General features: G+C 59.3%; 16 protein-coding genes. 9 read left to right on the top strand and 7 right to left on the bottom strand.

Translation table 11 applies throughout. The features are described 5' to 3' along the window. Positions 1–2: 2 nt before the first annotated feature. Positions 3–617 carry a LysE family translocator gene (locus ACUTJJ_RS13560; protein WP_296069028.1) on the bottom strand — a complete coding sequence of 205 codons (615 nt, stop codon included), beginning with the start codon at positions 615–617 and terminating at the stop codon, positions 3–5. Between the two features lie 132 nt (positions 618–749). Between ACUTJJ_RS13560 and ligA the strand changes: the two genes are divergently transcribed. Continuing rightward, positions 750–2924, top strand: coding sequence for an NAD-dependent DNA ligase LigA (gene ligA, locus ACUTJJ_RS13555; RefSeq protein ID WP_445542496.1), 2175 nt, complete (start codon positions 750–752; stop codon positions 2922–2924). A 62-nt stretch (positions 2925–2986) separates the two neighbouring features. Next, complete coding sequence (locus ACUTJJ_RS13550; RefSeq protein WP_445542495.1) at positions 2987–3889, top strand: aminoglycoside phosphotransferase family protein; 903 nt, start codon at positions 2987–2989, stop codon at positions 3887–3889. On the opposite strand, the gene ACUTJJ_RS13545 is transcribed toward ACUTJJ_RS13550, so the two are convergent. Then, entirely contained in the window at positions 3886–4419 is a 534-nt protein-coding gene (locus ACUTJJ_RS13545; RefSeq protein ID WP_296069036.1) for a GNAT family N-acetyltransferase, read from the bottom strand. The genes ACUTJJ_RS13550 and ACUTJJ_RS13545 overlap by 4 nt on opposite strands. A 184-nt stretch (positions 4420–4603) precedes the next feature. Further along, positions 4604–5533, bottom strand: a complete 930-nt coding sequence (locus ACUTJJ_RS13540; protein ID WP_063950560.1) for a DMT family transporter — start codon at positions 5531–5533, stop codon at positions 4604–4606. A 200-nt stretch (positions 5534–5733) separates the two neighbouring features. Between ACUTJJ_RS13540 and gcvA the strand changes: the two genes are divergently transcribed. Genes gcvA through ACUTJJ_RS13525 form a run of 3 tightly spaced genes read left to right on the top strand, consistent with a single transcriptional unit; the run spans position 5734 to position 7826 of the window. Continuing rightward, positions 5734–6636, top strand: a complete 903-nt coding sequence (gene gcvA / locus ACUTJJ_RS13535) for a transcriptional regulator GcvA (protein ID WP_445542494.1) — start codon at positions 5734–5736, stop codon at positions 6634–6636. A gap of 43 nt (positions 6637–6679) precedes the next feature. Next, on the top strand, positions 6680–7288 hold the full coding sequence (locus ACUTJJ_RS13530) for a 3'-5' exonuclease (protein WP_063950558.1): 609 nt from the start codon (positions 6680–6682) through the stop codon (positions 7286–7288). A gap of 46 nt (positions 7289–7334) precedes the next feature. Beyond that, a complete protein-coding gene (locus tag ACUTJJ_RS13525; RefSeq protein WP_063950557.1) occupies positions 7335–7826 on the top strand; it encodes a CreA family protein in 492 nt (163 codons plus the stop codon). Positions 7827–7862: 36 nt separating this feature from the next. Here ACUTJJ_RS13525 and ACUTJJ_RS13520 read toward each other — a convergent pair whose 3' ends face one another. Then, entirely contained in the window at positions 7863–8330 is a 468-nt protein-coding gene (locus tag ACUTJJ_RS13520; RefSeq protein ID WP_003522339.1) for a chemotaxis protein CheW, read from the bottom strand. A 179-nt stretch (positions 8331–8509) separates the two neighbouring features. Here ACUTJJ_RS13520 and ACUTJJ_RS13515 point away from each other — a divergent pair, with 179 nt between their 5' ends. From ACUTJJ_RS13515 to ACUTJJ_RS13505, 3 genes are all read left to right on the top strand, one after another. Next, positions 8510–8710 carry a hypothetical protein gene (locus ACUTJJ_RS13515; RefSeq protein WP_445542493.1) on the top strand — a complete coding sequence of 67 codons (201 nt, stop codon included), beginning with the start codon at positions 8510–8512 and terminating at the stop codon, positions 8708–8710. Between the two features lie 132 nt (positions 8711–8842). Next, positions 8843–9451: a cytochrome oxidase assembly protein Sco gene (gene sco, locus ACUTJJ_RS13510; protein WP_063950555.1), complete on the top strand. Its 609-nt coding sequence runs from the start codon at positions 8843–8845 to the stop codon at positions 9449–9451. Between the two features lie 80 nt (positions 9452–9531). Then, a complete protein-coding gene (locus ACUTJJ_RS13505; RefSeq protein ID WP_404497049.1) occupies positions 9532–10410 on the top strand; it encodes a 50S ribosomal protein L11 methyltransferase in 879 nt (292 codons plus the stop codon). Positions 10411–10555: 145 nt separating this feature from the next. Here ACUTJJ_RS13505 and ACUTJJ_RS13500 read toward each other — a convergent pair whose 3' ends face one another. Continuing rightward, positions 10556–10729: a hypothetical protein gene (locus ACUTJJ_RS13500; RefSeq protein ID WP_003522343.1), complete on the bottom strand. Its 174-nt coding sequence runs from the start codon at positions 10727–10729 to the stop codon at positions 10556–10558. Between the two features lie 292 nt (positions 10730–11021). On the opposite strand from ACUTJJ_RS13500, the gene ACUTJJ_RS13495 reads away from it, so the two are divergent. Next, complete coding sequence (locus tag ACUTJJ_RS13495; RefSeq protein WP_445542492.1) at positions 11022–12863, top strand: aminopeptidase P family protein; 1842 nt, start codon at positions 11022–11024, stop codon at positions 12861–12863. On the opposite strand, the gene ACUTJJ_RS13490 is transcribed toward ACUTJJ_RS13495, so the two are convergent. Beyond that, positions 12860–13174 (bottom strand): AzlD family protein, encoded by a 315-nt coding sequence (locus ACUTJJ_RS13490; RefSeq protein WP_063950553.1) that lies wholly within the window; start codon positions 13172–13174, stop codon positions 12860–12862. The two genes, ACUTJJ_RS13495 and ACUTJJ_RS13490, sit on opposite strands and share 4 nt — an antisense overlap. Continuing rightward, positions 13171–13890: an AzlC family ABC transporter permease gene (locus ACUTJJ_RS13485; RefSeq protein ID WP_445542491.1), complete on the bottom strand. Its 720-nt coding sequence runs from the start codon at positions 13888–13890 to the stop codon at positions 13171–13173. The genes ACUTJJ_RS13490 and ACUTJJ_RS13485 overlap by 4 nt, the downstream gene beginning before the upstream one ends.

The following is a 13890-nucleotide window of genomic DNA, read 5'->3' as shown; positions in this document are numbered from 1 at the left end:
GACTAACGGCTGACGGCTATTGCCACACCAGAGCCAATCATGACACCACCGGCGGTGCGGTTCACCCTGCGGACGATCCTCGGCTCGCGCAGCATTTTTCTTGCGCGCACCGCCAGCAACACGTGGCCGCCTATCACGACTGTTTCCACGACGATGATGACGGATGCGAGCGCCAGGAGGTGATTGACCGTCAATGACGTACCGACCACGTTCGGCAGGAGTGCGACGTAAAACAGCGGCATTTTGGGATTGCCGAGGTTAAGGGCGGTTCCCGTGGCGAAAATCGACAGCAGGCCACGTCTGTCCCTTACCGGCTGCAGATCGGGGACGACTGGCTCGGCTGTCCAGAGCTTATAGCCCATCCAGATCAGATAGGCAGCGCCGCCATAGCGCAACACCGCCATCACCGTCCCCATTTCGGCCGCGAGAATCGACAAGCCGAAGGCTGCGAGTGTCAGGAAGATCAAGATGCCGGCAACGGTGCCGGCGCCATAGGCAATACCCGAGGCGGCGCCATGGGTGATTGTCCGGGCGACGATCGTCATATTGTCCGGTCCCGGACTGGCTGCAAAGACAAAGAAGGCCGCTGCGAAGGCAAGAAGTGTGGTGACGTCCATTCGGGGGCTCCGGCAAGTGTTTCATCCGGATGCCCAGAATAGCGGATTCTCGTGCGATGAGAAGCGAGGATGGTTTTGCGTTCGGCAATAATTCGCTAAAAGCATTGCAGATTCATCTATGAGGCTTCTTCCATGTCGAAAGACCAGAAACCCGTCGAAACGCTGACCGAGCTTGAAGCCTCGTCCGAGCTTGCATTTCTGGCAGCGGAGCTTGCCCGCCATGATGCGCTTTATCACGGCAAGGATGCGCCGGAGATCTCGGACGCTGAGTATGATGCGCTGAAGCGGCGCAACGATGCGATAGAGGCGGCTTTTCCGGCGCTGGTGCGGGCCGACAGCCCGTCAAAAAAGGTGGGTTTCACCCCCCTCCCGACTTTTGCGCCCATCGTTCATGCGCGACCGATGCTGTCACTCGACAATACGTTTTCCGAGGAGGACGTGCGGGATTTCGTCAGCTCGGTCTATCGCTTCCTCGGTCATGTGCCTGACGATTCGATTGCCTTTACTGCCGAGCCAAAGATCGATGGGTTGTCCATGTCCATCCGGTACGAGAACGGCAGGTTGAAGACCGCCGCGACGCGGGGCGATGGCACGACGGGTGAGAACGTCACGGCGAATATCAAGACCATCAAGGAAATCCCAAACACCCTGCCATCGGGTGCGCCTGATGTGGTCGAGGTTCGCGGCGAGGTCTACATGGCCAAGAGCGACTTTCTGGCGCTCAACGCCCAGATGGAGTCCGAAGGCAGGCAGACTTACGTCAACCCGCGCAACACAGCCTCCGGATCGCTCCGGCAGCTGGACCCCAATGTGACGGCGAAACGCAAGCTGCGGTTCTTTGCCTATGCGCTGGGTGAGGTCTCCAATGGCGGGCAGACGACGCGGCTCGCGGATACGCAATACGGCATTGTCGGGAAATTCCGGGAATGGGGATTCCCGGTCAATCCGCTGATGAAACGATTCACATCAGCCGAGCAATTGCTTGAGCATTATCATGAAATCGGCGTTGCCCGTCCTGATCTCGATTACGATATCGACGGCGTTGTCTACAAGGTCGATCGGCTCGATCTTCAGGAGCGTCTGGGTTTTCGCTCCCGCAGCCCGCGCTGGGCGACGGCGCACAAGTTTCCGGCCGAACAGGCTTTTACAACGGTGGAGAATATCGAAATCCAGGTGGGACGGACCGGTGCCCTGACGCCGGTGGCGCGTCTCACGCCGATCACCGTCGGCGGCGTCGTCGTGACAAACGCAACGCTGCACAATGCCGACTACATTGAAGGTATCGGCAATAATGGCGAGCGGATTCGCCCTGAGGATCACGATATCCGCATCGGCGACACAGTGATCGTCCAGCGCGCCGGCGACGTTATTCCGCAGGTGCTGGACGTGCTTCTGGACAAGCGCCCGGCTAATGCCGGAAAATATGCCTTTCCGCAAAAATGCCCGGTCTGCGGCAGCCATGCCGTGCGGGAGCGGAATGAGAAGACCGGCAAGCTCGATTCGGTCACGCGTTGCACGGGCGGCTTCGTCTGCCGGGCTCAGGCCGTGGAACATCTGAAGCATTTCGTTTCGCGCAATGCCTTTGATATCGAAGGCCTCGGTACCAAACAGATAGACTTCTTCTTCGAAAGCGATGATCCGGCACTTTCGATCAAGACGGCGCCTGACATTTTTACGCTGAAGACCCGGCAGGAGGCTTCACACCTCACCAAGCTTGAGAATATCGACGGTTTCGGCAAGGTGAGCGTTAAGAAGCTGTTCGACGCCATCGACGCGCGCCGCGAGATCGATCTCAACCGGTTGATTTTTGCCCTTGGCATCAGGCACGTCGGCGAGACGACGGCGAAGCTTCTGGCCCGTTCCTACGGTACCTACGAGCATTTCGAAGAGGGCATGAAGGCGGCGGCTGACCCGGCGAGCGATGCCTGGGCTGAACTCAACAGCATCGACGGCATCGGCGAGGTGGTGGCGCGCGCCATCGTGGAATTCTACAAGGAGCCGCGCAATCTCGATGTCATCGACCGGCTGATGCGCGAGCTGCGGCCCAGGGAGGCCGAAAGGCCCTCGACGGAAGGTAGCCCGGTTGCCGGCAAGACGGTCGTGTTTACCGGTTCGCTGGAGAAATTCACCCGCGACGAGGCGAAGGCGCGCGCAGAAAGCCTTGGCGCAAAAGTGGCCGGATCGGTGTCGAAGAAGACGGATATTCTCGTGGCGGGGCCCGGCGCCGGCTCCAAGCTGGCCAAGGCAATCGAACTCGGCGTACAGACCATGGACGAGGATGAGTGGCTGGCGCTGATTGGCGGCTGACGCTGTCATGGCAATGTTGTCCTCTATCGGTAGAGCTTTGCGCCTGAGACGGGAAGCACAGGATGGATGACCGCATCGTCGTTACGGTAGAGCAGGTAAGGAGGCTGGTCGCGGGCCAGTTTCCGCAATGGGCTGCACTGGACGTGCGGCCTGTGGAGCTCAGCGGCTGGGATAATCGCAGCTTCCGCCTCGGTGACGAGATGCTGATCCGGATGCCGAGCGCCGCGCGCTATGGTGCGCAGGTGGAAAAGGAACATCGGTGGCTGCCGGAGCTTGGGCCGCACCTGCCTTTTCCGATCCCTGTGCCACTGGCGCTAGGGCGGCCGGGAGAGGGGTATCCTTTCAGCTGGTCCGTTTATCGATGGCTCGAAGGCGAGCCACTTGCCCAGCATCTGCAGCACGTCGATCTATCGCAGGTCGCGATCGACGTTGCGTCCTTTCTGAACGGCCTTCAGCAAATCGACGCCTCGCAGGGACCGTCCGCTGGCGCGCATAATTTCCACCGAGGGGGATCATTGGCGGTCTATGACGACGAAGCGAAGGCTTCGGCGGCGCGGGTTGCCGACGAGATTGATCAGGCGCTCGCCATGGAGATATGGCAGCTTGCCCTTTCCAGCCGCTGGGAACGGCAGGGTGTGTGGGTGCACGGCGATATTGCCGAGGGCAATCTGCTGCTAAGGAACGGCCGCCTGTCGGCTGTAATCGATTTCGGCAGTTGCGGGGTTGGCGATCCTTCTGCCGATCTCATCCTTGCCTGGAACGTTCTCGACAGGGAAAGCCGGAGCGTCTTTCGCCGCGCGCTCGCACTGAATGAGGCGACATGGCAGCGCGGGCGGGGCTGGGCGATCTGGAAAGCGCTGATCGTCCTCGATGCGGAGCGCGGAGGTAACGACAGGATGGCCGAATGGTCGCGGCGGACCATTCGGGAGGTGTTTGCCGATCACATCGAGAGCCGGAACGCCTAACGAAGGCGTGCCATGACGTGGGCATCGACGTATTTTCCGTCGCGATAGGCGTCGTTGCGCAGGGTGCCCTCGCGTTCAAAGCCGAATTTTTCGTAGAGCTTGATCGCTGGGAGGTTGTCGGTGAAGACGTTGAGCTCAATTCGCTTGATATCGTGCCAATTGTCGGCGGTGTCTATCAACGTTGCCAGGAGATGCGACCCCAGTCTTTTGCCCGCGAAGTCGTCATGAATGCTGATGACGAGATCGGCAATGTGTGCCTGTCGCCCCGCCCGGCGATAAAGGCCGCCATTGGCGATGATCTTCCCACGCCATTCGCCGACGATGACGACATCGTTCGGACCACGATTTTCCATGGCCTTTCGGGTTTTCTCCACCGATTGGAACGGCTGACGAAGCGTGCCGTGGCGGACGCCGGGCAGATTGAACATGTCTGTCAGCGCTTCGGCGTCATCCAGGCGCGCAGCGCGCAGAACGACATCGCTCAACTGAAATTCATCGTCTTGATTATCGGCAATTTTGGCGTTCTGCATGCCTGTCTCCGTGGCCTGGAAGGAGCAGGAATGCGAACCCTGCTCGTGTTGGCAGGGTGAAAGTCTATCGTCTTAACGCAACGACATACCTGACCCTGCCGGGTGGCCGGTGAGGGTATAGTGACGGGTGTGTCTCTGGCGTATGACGATCATGGCGGCAGAATGCTTTTAGCCCTCAAGTCTGTCAAGCCGGGGCGCTGCGAAACAGCCCCTTGAGTTTTGCCGGCAACCTGCCGTCGATTGCGGCCAGCCCCGCGGCGATCAAAGTCATGCCGGCGAAATGTTTCAACTCCAGTTGCTCGCCAAGGAGCAGCGATCCAAGCAGGATGGCGCTGACCGGGATGAGGAAGGTGACGAGCGCGAGGTTGGTGGCGCCGGCGCTGGCGAGAATGCGGAAGAAGATCAGGTAGGCGAGTGCCGTTGAGAGCAGGGCGATGCCGATCAATGCGCCCCAGGTCCCGAGGCTCGGTATGGCGAGCGTCCATGGCCTGTCGATGAGAAGGGCGGCGGGGATTAGCATGATTGTGGAGGAGGAAATCTGGCCGGTGGCGGTCATCAGCGGTGGCACCCCCATGGCCTTGAAGCGGCGGCCGAAAATACCGGCGAAGGAATAGGATATGGCCGCGCCTAGAATGGCAAGCTGGCCCCAAAGCCCTGATGATCCTGTAAAGGCTGCCGGCCCTATCATGGTCGCCACGCCGGCGAAGCCGATGAGGACACCGGCCAGCTTGTTGCCGGTCATCTTTTCGTCGGCGGTCAGAAAATGCGCGACGATAACGGTGAAAAGCGGTGTCGTGGCATTGAGGATGGAAGCCAACCCGCTGGCAATATGCGTCTGCCCCCAGACAATGAGGCAGAAGGGAACGATGTTGTTGAGCAGCCCCATTCCGAAGAAGGCGCGCCACACCGCTGTTTCGCGCGGCAGGCGAAGACCCATGATGCGGCAGACGATTAGGAGGGCCGTCGCGGCAAATGTGACCCTTAACGCAACGATGGTGACCGGCGGCAGCTCCTTGACCGCAACGCCGATGAAAAAGAACGATCCGCCCCACAGCAGTGAAAGCGCCATGAGCATCGCCCATTCGCGGGCATCCATCTGTTTCTGTATTGCCATCGTGATCTCTCCGGAACCATTGGTGTGTGCATGATCGCAAAGCCGATCGACGCAGACCACCCGAAATCAGGTTGAGTTTAGCTTAAGGGAAGGCGGTGTGATTCACCGTCCATGTCATGTCCTGTTGCGCCAATTTACGCTGTATTCTATGATTAATTCAAACGATTGTTTCTCGCGTGATGATTGAGGTGAGCTAAATTATGGCAGCCGAACTTCCTTCGCTGAAGGGCCTGCAGGCCTTTGAAGCCGCAGCGCGGTATCGCAGTGTCACGCTCGCCGCCAATGAGTTGAACGTCACGCCCGGCGCGGTCAGCCTGCAAATACGGGAGTTGGAGACGCGGCTTGGGGTTCAGCTGTTTTCGCGAAGGCCGCGCAGCATCGAACTGACGCGGGAGGGTGAGCGGTATTACGGCGCGCTTCGCACTGCCTTCCGGATGATGCGCGAGGCAACCGCAGAATTGACGGCGCGGTCCGAGGTGACGGCCATCACGCTCAGCTGCACGCCGACGTTTGCAATCCAATGGCTGATGCCGCGACTGCCGGCGTTTCAGCAGCAGCATGCACATGTCGACGTTCGCGTCAGCGTCACGAATCGGCTGGTCGATTTCGCCAGGGATAATGTCGATCTTGCCGTAAGACACGGCTTTGGCCGTTACGAGGGACTGGAGAGTGTTCGCTTCATCGATGACAGCACGCTTCCAGTCTGCTCGCCGCAATTGCTTGAGAAGTATGGTGCGTTACGCGAGCCTGGAGATCTGGCATCCGTGCCACTTCTGCATGATGAAAACAGGAATGAGTGGCGGCGCTGGCTGGAGGCGGCGGGAGCGCCTGAAGTCGATCCATCGGGTGGTACGGTCTTCATCGACAGCAACGGCGCGCTGGATGCGGCCAAGGCCGGGCACGGCGTCGCGCTCACGCGCCGCTCGCTTGTTGCGCGCGAGTTGGCGGAGGGCGCTCTGGTTGCCCCATTCGGCAAGGACGTGGCGAGCACGCTCGCCTATTTCATCGTTTATCCCAGGCGCGCGATGGATAATCCCGACCTCGCGGCGTTCATCGACTGGATGATTTTGGAAGCCCGTTCGGGAGAGGCCGGTTCTCTTTGAGGCCAATCCGGTTTATGCCAGATGGGAACAACGGGAATCACTCTTGAAAACCATCGCCATCGATTTCGAAACCGCCAATGAGGAGAGGGGCAGCGCCTGCTCCGTCGGTCTGGCGTGGATAGAGGACGGCCAGATCGTTCGTGTGGAAGAACGTCTCATCCGTCCCAGGGATATGCGGTTTTCGCCGTTCAACATCGCGGTTCATGGCATCCGGCCGGCCGATGTCGAGGATGCGCCAGAATTTCCTGAGGTGATGGAGGAATTCATCGACGATATCAATGGCGCGACGATGATCGCGCATAACGCAGCCTTTGATTTCAGCGTGATGCGGGCGTCGTTCGACAAATACCGCCAGTCCTATCCTGATCTTTCCTATCTGTGCAGCGTCAAAATTGCCCGGCATGTCTGGCCCGAGCTGGTATCGCACAAGCTCAATGTCATTGCCCATCATCTCCAGCTGCGTTTCGTGCATCACAATGCTGCCGAAGACGCGGTCGTCTGCGCCGCCGCTTCTCTTGCCGCCGCGCGGGCCTTGGGTGTCGCGCATGTCCGCGATCTGGCCGACAGGATCGGCATGGTCGCCGGCCGCCTGACGGCCACCGGTTACCAGCCATGCAGCATGAAAAAACGTCCCGTCGCACGGGTTGCCTGAGCGGCTTTCCCACCTATGTCTAGTCGAGAGTAACGGAGAAGGTGCGATGAGGATGAAAACGCTGTCGGGTTTGTTTGCGGGTCTGCTGGTGCTTCTGCCAGCTGCGCTCGCGCATTCGCAGGTTGTTGGCAAGGTCGGCGTCGACTGGATGGGCAATGACATCGTTATCGAGGCGATCGCCGATCCGAAAATCAAGGGCGTCACCTGCCACGTGACCTATTTCGACCGTGGCGTCATCGACCGGCTGAAAAACGGCAACTGGTTCGAAGATCCCTCCAACAACGCCATCTCCTGCAGCCAGACGGGACCGGTGGAAATCGGCGATATCGACCTGTCGAAGGGCGGGGAAGAGGTTTTCCGGCAGGGTATGTCGCTGGTCTGGAAGAAACTGGTCGTCAGCCGCGTCTATGACAAGGCCAATGACACGCTGATCTATCTGGTGCATGCGCGGGAGCTGACCGACGGTTCGGCCAAGATGGCGATTTCCACGGTGCCGCTTTATAATCAGCAGGTCACATGGCAAAAGGGCAAGCCGTAAGGCCTGCCCCTCTCAATTTCGTTAAAGATGCCTGGATCAAGCCGCTTCGCGCGCCAACTCGTCGGCAATGACGGTGTCGAGGTTCAGGAAGCAGACCATGCTCTTTTCGAGCGCCACGATGCCGCGGCAGAAGCTGCGCTGTTCTTCCGGAATGATATCGGGCGCGGGCTGCAGGTCTTCGGAGCGAATGGTCATCATGTCGGAGACCTGTTCCACAAGAAGTCCGACCAGCTTGCCACCGATATCGGTAACGATGATCGCCGAGCGCTCCGAAGGCTCGGTCATTTTCATGCCGAGGCGCCCGGCCATGTCGATGACGGGAATGACGGCGCCGCGCAGGTTGATAAGGCCGAGGACGTAAGGCGGCGTGTGCGGCATCGGCGTCACCGGCGCCCAGCCGCGGATTTCGCGGATCGCCATGATGTCGATGCAGAATTCCTGATCGCCCAGATGGAAGGAAACGATTTCGAGATATGCGCCAGATTGCTTGATGGCGTTGGACATGACGGCAGGTTTCCTCTGATGGCTCTAACAGGCCCGCGCAGGATTGAGCTTTATGCGGTGCCGGAAATGAACCGGGAGACATCATGTCGAGGCTTTGAAAACCGCTGGGGTCATCATGCGCAGCAAGATTTTAAACTTTCCCTAACAATTGCGGGTTTGCATAGTGGAAACCCAGTGTTTTGGCGGTTTTCGCGACCGTGGAAACAGGTTATCATCGTCACATGAACACGCTCGTCTCTCACCCGCTGAAGTTTATTCTGGCAAGTCTTGCCACTTTGGCTTCGCTTGCCATCGTAATTCTGGCCTTTGAGGGATGGGTGCGGCACGGAACGGACATCTTCCTCTCCGCCTTGCAGAGCGGCATCGCCTGGTGCATCTGAAGTCGCCGGCGGCGATTTGTGACAAATCAGCGCGGTCGGCCAAAATACGGTCAGTTGAATTGCTGCGATGGCCCCCATTCGCTATCAGTGCGTAGCCTGCGATATGCAAGGCTTTCGGGGTAGGATTGGACTATGAAGAATATTCGTATCGTATTGTGGGCCGTGGTGGTCGTTCTCGCCGGTGTGGTCAGCTGGCTGACGCTCGAGATGACGAAAACCCGTGAGCAGATGGTGGAGACGGCCTATGGCGTGCCGTTTGAACTGACGGCGCAAAATGGATCGCCAATCACCGAAAAAGCTTTTCAGGGCAAGCCGACAGCGCTGTTCTTCGGCTTTACCCATTGCCCCGAAGTCTGCCCGACGACCCTGTTTGAGTTGAATGGCTGGATGGAGAAAGTGGATCCGGCCGGCGACAAGCTGCAGGCCTACTTCGTCTCCGTCGATCCCGAGCGTGATACGCCCGAGATCATGCAGCAATATGTCTCCAACGTCTCGAAGCGCATTACCGGCATCACCGGCCCTGCCGACAAGATTGCAGAGACGCTCAAAGGCTATCGCATCTACGCCAAAAAGGTGCCTGTCGACGAGAAGGATCCGAATGGCGATTACACCATGGATCATACGGCCTCCGTCATTTTGCTCGATGCCAACGGTCGCTTTGCGGGAACAATTGCTTACGGGGAAAACCCTGATGTTGCCGAGCAGAAGCTGCAGAACCTTCTGAAGGGCGTGAAGGTATAATTGCGCCGCGCTTATTGGACTGGCGAGAGTTTTATGGCAAAGGCAGATTGAACAGCCAAAGCCAGAGAAAGCAGCCTGCCGTGAGCGAAATCCGACTTTACGTCACCACGACCGAAATCAAGGCCGGTGAAATCCTCGATCTGATGTCGGATTATTTCGGCGAAGAGGACGTTGCGATCGCCACGACCGAGGTGGATGAGAAGCGCGACATCTGGGAAGCCTCGGTCTATCTGATGGCCGAGCAGGAAGAAGAATTTCGTGAGCGCATCGGCACGCTGCTTGCGCCCGCCTTTCCGGGCCTTGTCATCGATAAGGAGATCGTTCCCGATGTCGACTGGATCGCCAAATCGCTAGAAGGTTTGAAGCCGGTCCGGGCAGGCCGTTTCATCGTTCACGGCGCTCATGATCGAGACAAGGTGCGGGCAAACGATCTCGCGATTGAAATCGAGGCCGGCCAGGCCTTTGGCACCGGCCATCACGGCACGACGGCTGGCTGCCTTGAAATGATCGAGGACGTGCTGCGGGCGCGCACCGTGCGCAATGCGCTCGATCTCGGCACCGGCAGCGGCGTTCTCGCCATTGCCGTGCGCAAGATGCGTCCCATTCCCGTGCTGGCGACTGATATCGACCCCGTCGCGGTGAAGGTGGCGAAGGAAAATGTGCGGCTGAATGGCATCGTTTCCGGTATGACGCTGGAGACAGCGCCGGGCTTTCATTCGGATGCCTTCCGCAAGCATGGGCCGTTCGATCTCATCATCGCCAATATTCTGGCGCGGCCGCTTATCAAGATGGCGCCGCAGCTTGTCACGCATCTTGCACCCGGCGGCACCGTGATTCTCTCCGGCATTCTGGCATCGCAGCGCTGGAAGGTGCTCTCCGCCTATAATGGCGCAAGGCTTTCCCATATTCGCACCATCTGGCGTAATGGCTGGGTAACGCTCCACCTGCGCAAGGACTGAGTTCTCGGCAACGCCTTTACCGGCAAAAGAAAAGGCGGCGCTTTCGCGCCGCCTGGAACCCGCGAGCGTGGGAGGAGCTTGCTCGAGCGGGTCGACGTATTCCTGTTCAGAGGCGGTGGAGGGAGGATCGCCGCGCCCGACGTTATCAGAATACGTAGCTGGACTTTGCCTTGCGACGCAGATCGGCGCGGTTCATGCCGAGCGCTTCGAGCGACTTGTCGTCGAGGTTCAGAAGGGCGGCGTTGACATGGCGGCTGACCTGACGCTCGCGTGCTTCAACGACGCGATCGAAGGCGGTGCGGAGGAAAGATTTTGCCATTGCTTCAAATCCTTGTTTGCCAGGAGAGTGTCTCTCTCGCTGTGTTGTCCTTGATATAAGCGATGTGTTTTTGTTTGGTTAGGTGGGAATGCTCACGGTAGATATGCGTAGATCACATATCACGATGTCTTTAGTAATACTTTTGACGCGCAGAATGCACAATTTGTCGCCGTATCCTGCGCTGTCATATATGGCTTGAAACCGGCTTCACCCGCATGGCATTGTCCTTTCCGGCCGCTTGTCTGTTCATACGATCGACCGCTTTTGTCATGACACTTCCCGAAAGACGCCCATGTTTCAGACCTTCGAAAACAAATCCGCGCCGCAATTTGGCAAGGCCCGTGTCGAGGCGCTGCGCGCCGGTTTCGATACACTCGGTATCGACGGATTCCTCGTGCCGCGCGCTGATGAATATCAGGGGGAATATGTGCCTGAGTGCGCCGAACGCCTGTCGTGGCTGACGGGCTTTACCGGCTCTGCCGGCATGGCGCTGGTGACGCGCACACAGGCGGTGGTGTTTGTCGATGGCCGCTACACGACCCAACTCACGTCGCAGGTCGATCAATCGGTGTTCACCGGCGGTGATCTCGTGGGCGCGCCGCCTTCCGTCTGGCTTGCTGACCATGCGCCAAAGGGTTTCCGACTCGGTATCGATCCATGGCTGCATACCGGTGCGGAGCTGAAACGGCTTGAAAAGGCGTTGGCCGGCAAGGGCGGTTCCGTGGTGCTCGTCGAAAAGAATCCACTGGATGCTCTCTGGGAGAACAGGCCGGCCGAGCCGCTGGAGCCCGTTGTCATCCAGCCGGAGGCTTTTACTGGCACGCTGTCGAAGGACAAGATCGCAGCGCTCGCTAAAACGGTTGCGGAGAAGGGCGCGGATGCCTTGCTCGTCACCGACCCGTCCTCCATCGCCTGGATTTTCAACATTCGCGGAAACGACGTGCCACACACGCCGCATCCGCTTGCCCGCGCGATAGTTTACGCCGATGGCCGGGCAGATATCTTTCTCGACAAGCGCAAAACCGGCATCGAGGCCGAAGCCTATCTGGCGCAGCTTGCCACCCAATTGCCGCCCTCGACGATTGCCGACCGTCTGCATGCCATTGCCAGCGCCAAGGGCAGGGTAATGATCGATCCCGATCTGACGCCGGTGGCGCTGACCGGCGCCATCACCGCGGCGGGAGGGACGCTGGTCGAAGAGGCCGACCCGGTGCGGTTGCCGCGGGCGCGCAAGAACAAGGCGGAGCTTGCCGGTTCAGCCGCTGCGCATGTGCAGGATGGAGCGGCCATGGTCGGCTATCTCTGCTGGCTGGACAGTCAGCAGCCCGGCAGCGTCACCGAAATTGCTGCGGTCAAGGCTTTGGAGGCAGCACGCATCAAGGTGGGGCAGGGCCTGCAGAACCCGCTGAAGGACGTCTCTTTCGACACGATTTCCGGTGCGGGCGAACACGCCGCCATCATCCATTACCGCGTGACGACGGACACAGACCGGACACTCGCCGACGGCGAGATGTTCCTCGTCGATTCGGGTGCGCAATACGTCAACGGCACTACCGATATCACCCGCACGGTTGCGATCGGTGCTGTTCCGGACGAACAGAAGCGCTTCTTCACACTGGTCCTGAAAGGGATGATCGGCATCAGCACCGCACGGTTCCCGAAGGGAACGCGCGGGTGCGATCTCGATCCTCTGGCGCGCATCGCGCTATGGAAGGCAGGCGCGGATTATGCGCATGGCACCGGCCACGGCGTCGGCTCTTATCTTTCCGTGCATGAGGGTCCGCAGCGTATCTCGCGGCTTTCGACACAGGAGCTTCTGCATGGCATGATCCTGTCGAACGAGCCGGGTTATTACCGCCCCGGCGCCTTCGGTATCCGCATCGAGAACCTGATCTATGTACGCGAGGCTGAAGACGTACCCGGCGGCGACCAGCCGATGCTTTCCTTCGAGACGCTGACCTGGTGCCCGATCGACCGCAGGCTGATCGTCACGGCGCTCCTTACCGACGAAGAACTCAACTGGCTGAATGCCTATCACGCGGGGGTTCTGGAAAAGCTTTCGCCGTTGATTACGGATGAAGAGGTGAAGGCTTGGCTGGTTGCTGCAACCAGGCCCCTTGAACGGGCTGTTTAAAAGAGCCCGAAATGCCTCATGGCAATGACGATGGCCCAGCCGATGACGAGCATCGTCAGGCCAGGAAAGCGCAGGCAGACCAGAAGGGCTGCTACCATGCCGATCTTTACCTCGTATCCGCCTTCGAAAAAGGCGGGTGCGACAAGCGTGGTCAGGACCGCAACCGGCACCGCGTTTAATCCCGCCTCCATGCGTGGTGGGATCGATTTCATTCGTGTCATCAGCACGTAGCCACCAACGCGGGTGAGATAAGTGGCGATGGCGGCAAGCGCGATCAGGAAGAGGGTATCGCCGTGCAACATGTCACTCATGGCGCGTCCACCCCGTTCTCGGCACTCAACGTCTCGCTCGGCTTCGGCGGATAGATGACCGCGACAAGGATGCCGGCCACCGCACCAAGGCTCACATGCCAGGGCGAGCCGACAAAGTGGTAGGCCACCGTCGCGCCAACAGCGCTCGCCAGCATCACCGGATAAAAATTCTGACGCTGGCGGAAGCTCAGGACCATGCCCATGAAATAGATCGGCAACAGCACATCAAGACCGATGGCGTTCGGCTCCCCGACGAGGTTGCCAAGCGATGCGCCGACAACGGTCATGGCAAGCCAAAGCAGGTAAATCGGGGCCGCGAAGCCCATATACCAGGAAAAATCCACTCGGCCGGTATTCTCGTATTTCCGCACAGATTCGGCGAATTGCGGATCGACAAGGACAAAGAAGCCGGTCGCCTTCTGCAAAAACGACCAGTTCGAGATCATTCTGGCAATGGCGGCCGAATAGAGGATGTGGCGGAAATTGACCGCGAAGACCGAAAGAACGATCAGCCAGGGCGCAACCTTCTGGCCGAAAAGTTCGATACCCACGAGCTGGCTCGCGCCGGCATAAACGGTGCCGCTCATGATCGTGGCTTCGGTGATGCTGAGACCGTTGTCGGCGGCGACTGCGCCAAACAGTGCGCCGAAGGGGGCGGCGGAGAGGGCGATCGGGAACCCGCTCCTCAATCCCTCTCGGAAATCTAAATTAGACAT

It is taken from the genome of Agrobacterium sp. DKPNP3, assembly GCF_052686535.1.
Note: the sequence above shows the minus strand (reverse complement) of the source record. Positions and strands in the feature narration are given on the sequence as shown.

Excerpts from the sequence above, each read along its gene's own strand:
- ACUTJJ_RS13560 (WP_296069028.1), bottom strand. The coding sequence starts at position 617 with ATGGACGTCACCACACTTCTTGCCTTCGCAGCGGCCTTCTTTGTCTTT.
- ligA (WP_445542496.1), top strand. The coding sequence starts at position 750 with ATGTCGAAAGACCAGAAACCCGTCGAAACGCTGACCGAGCTTGAAGCC.
- ACUTJJ_RS13550 (WP_445542495.1), top strand. The coding sequence starts at position 2,987 with ATGGATGACCGCATCGTCGTTACGGTAGAGCAGGTAAGGAGGCTGGTC.
- ACUTJJ_RS13545 (WP_296069036.1), bottom strand. The coding sequence starts at position 4,419 with ATGCAGAACGCCAAAATTGCCGATAATCAAGACGATGAATTTCAGTTG.
- ACUTJJ_RS13540 (WP_063950560.1), bottom strand. The coding sequence starts at position 5,533 with ATGGCAATACAGAAACAGATGGATGCCCGCGAATGGGCGATGCTCATG.
- gcvA (WP_445542494.1), top strand. The coding sequence starts at position 5,734 with ATGGCAGCCGAACTTCCTTCGCTGAAGGGCCTGCAGGCCTTTGAAGCC.
- ACUTJJ_RS13525 (WP_063950557.1), top strand. The coding sequence starts at position 7,335 with ATGAGGATGAAAACGCTGTCGGGTTTGTTTGCGGGTCTGCTGGTGCTT.
- ACUTJJ_RS13520 (WP_003522339.1), bottom strand. The coding sequence starts at position 8,330 with ATGTCCAACGCCATCAAGCAATCTGGCGCATATCTCGAAATCGTTTCC.
- sco (WP_063950555.1), top strand. The coding sequence starts at position 8,843 with ATGAAGAATATTCGTATCGTATTGTGGGCCGTGGTGGTCGTTCTCGCC.
- ACUTJJ_RS13500 (WP_003522343.1), bottom strand. The coding sequence starts at position 10,729 with ATGGCAAAATCTTTCCTCCGCACCGCCTTCGATCGCGTCGTTGAAGCA.
- ACUTJJ_RS13495 (WP_445542492.1), top strand. The coding sequence starts at position 11,022 with ATGTTTCAGACCTTCGAAAACAAATCCGCGCCGCAATTTGGCAAGGCC.
- ACUTJJ_RS13490 (WP_063950553.1), bottom strand. The coding sequence starts at position 13,174 with ATGAGTGACATGTTGCACGGCGATACCCTCTTCCTGATCGCGCTTGCC.
- ACUTJJ_RS13485 (WP_445542491.1), bottom strand. The coding sequence starts at position 13,890 with ATGTCTAATTTAGATTTCCGAGAGGGATTGAGGAGCGGGTTCCCGATC.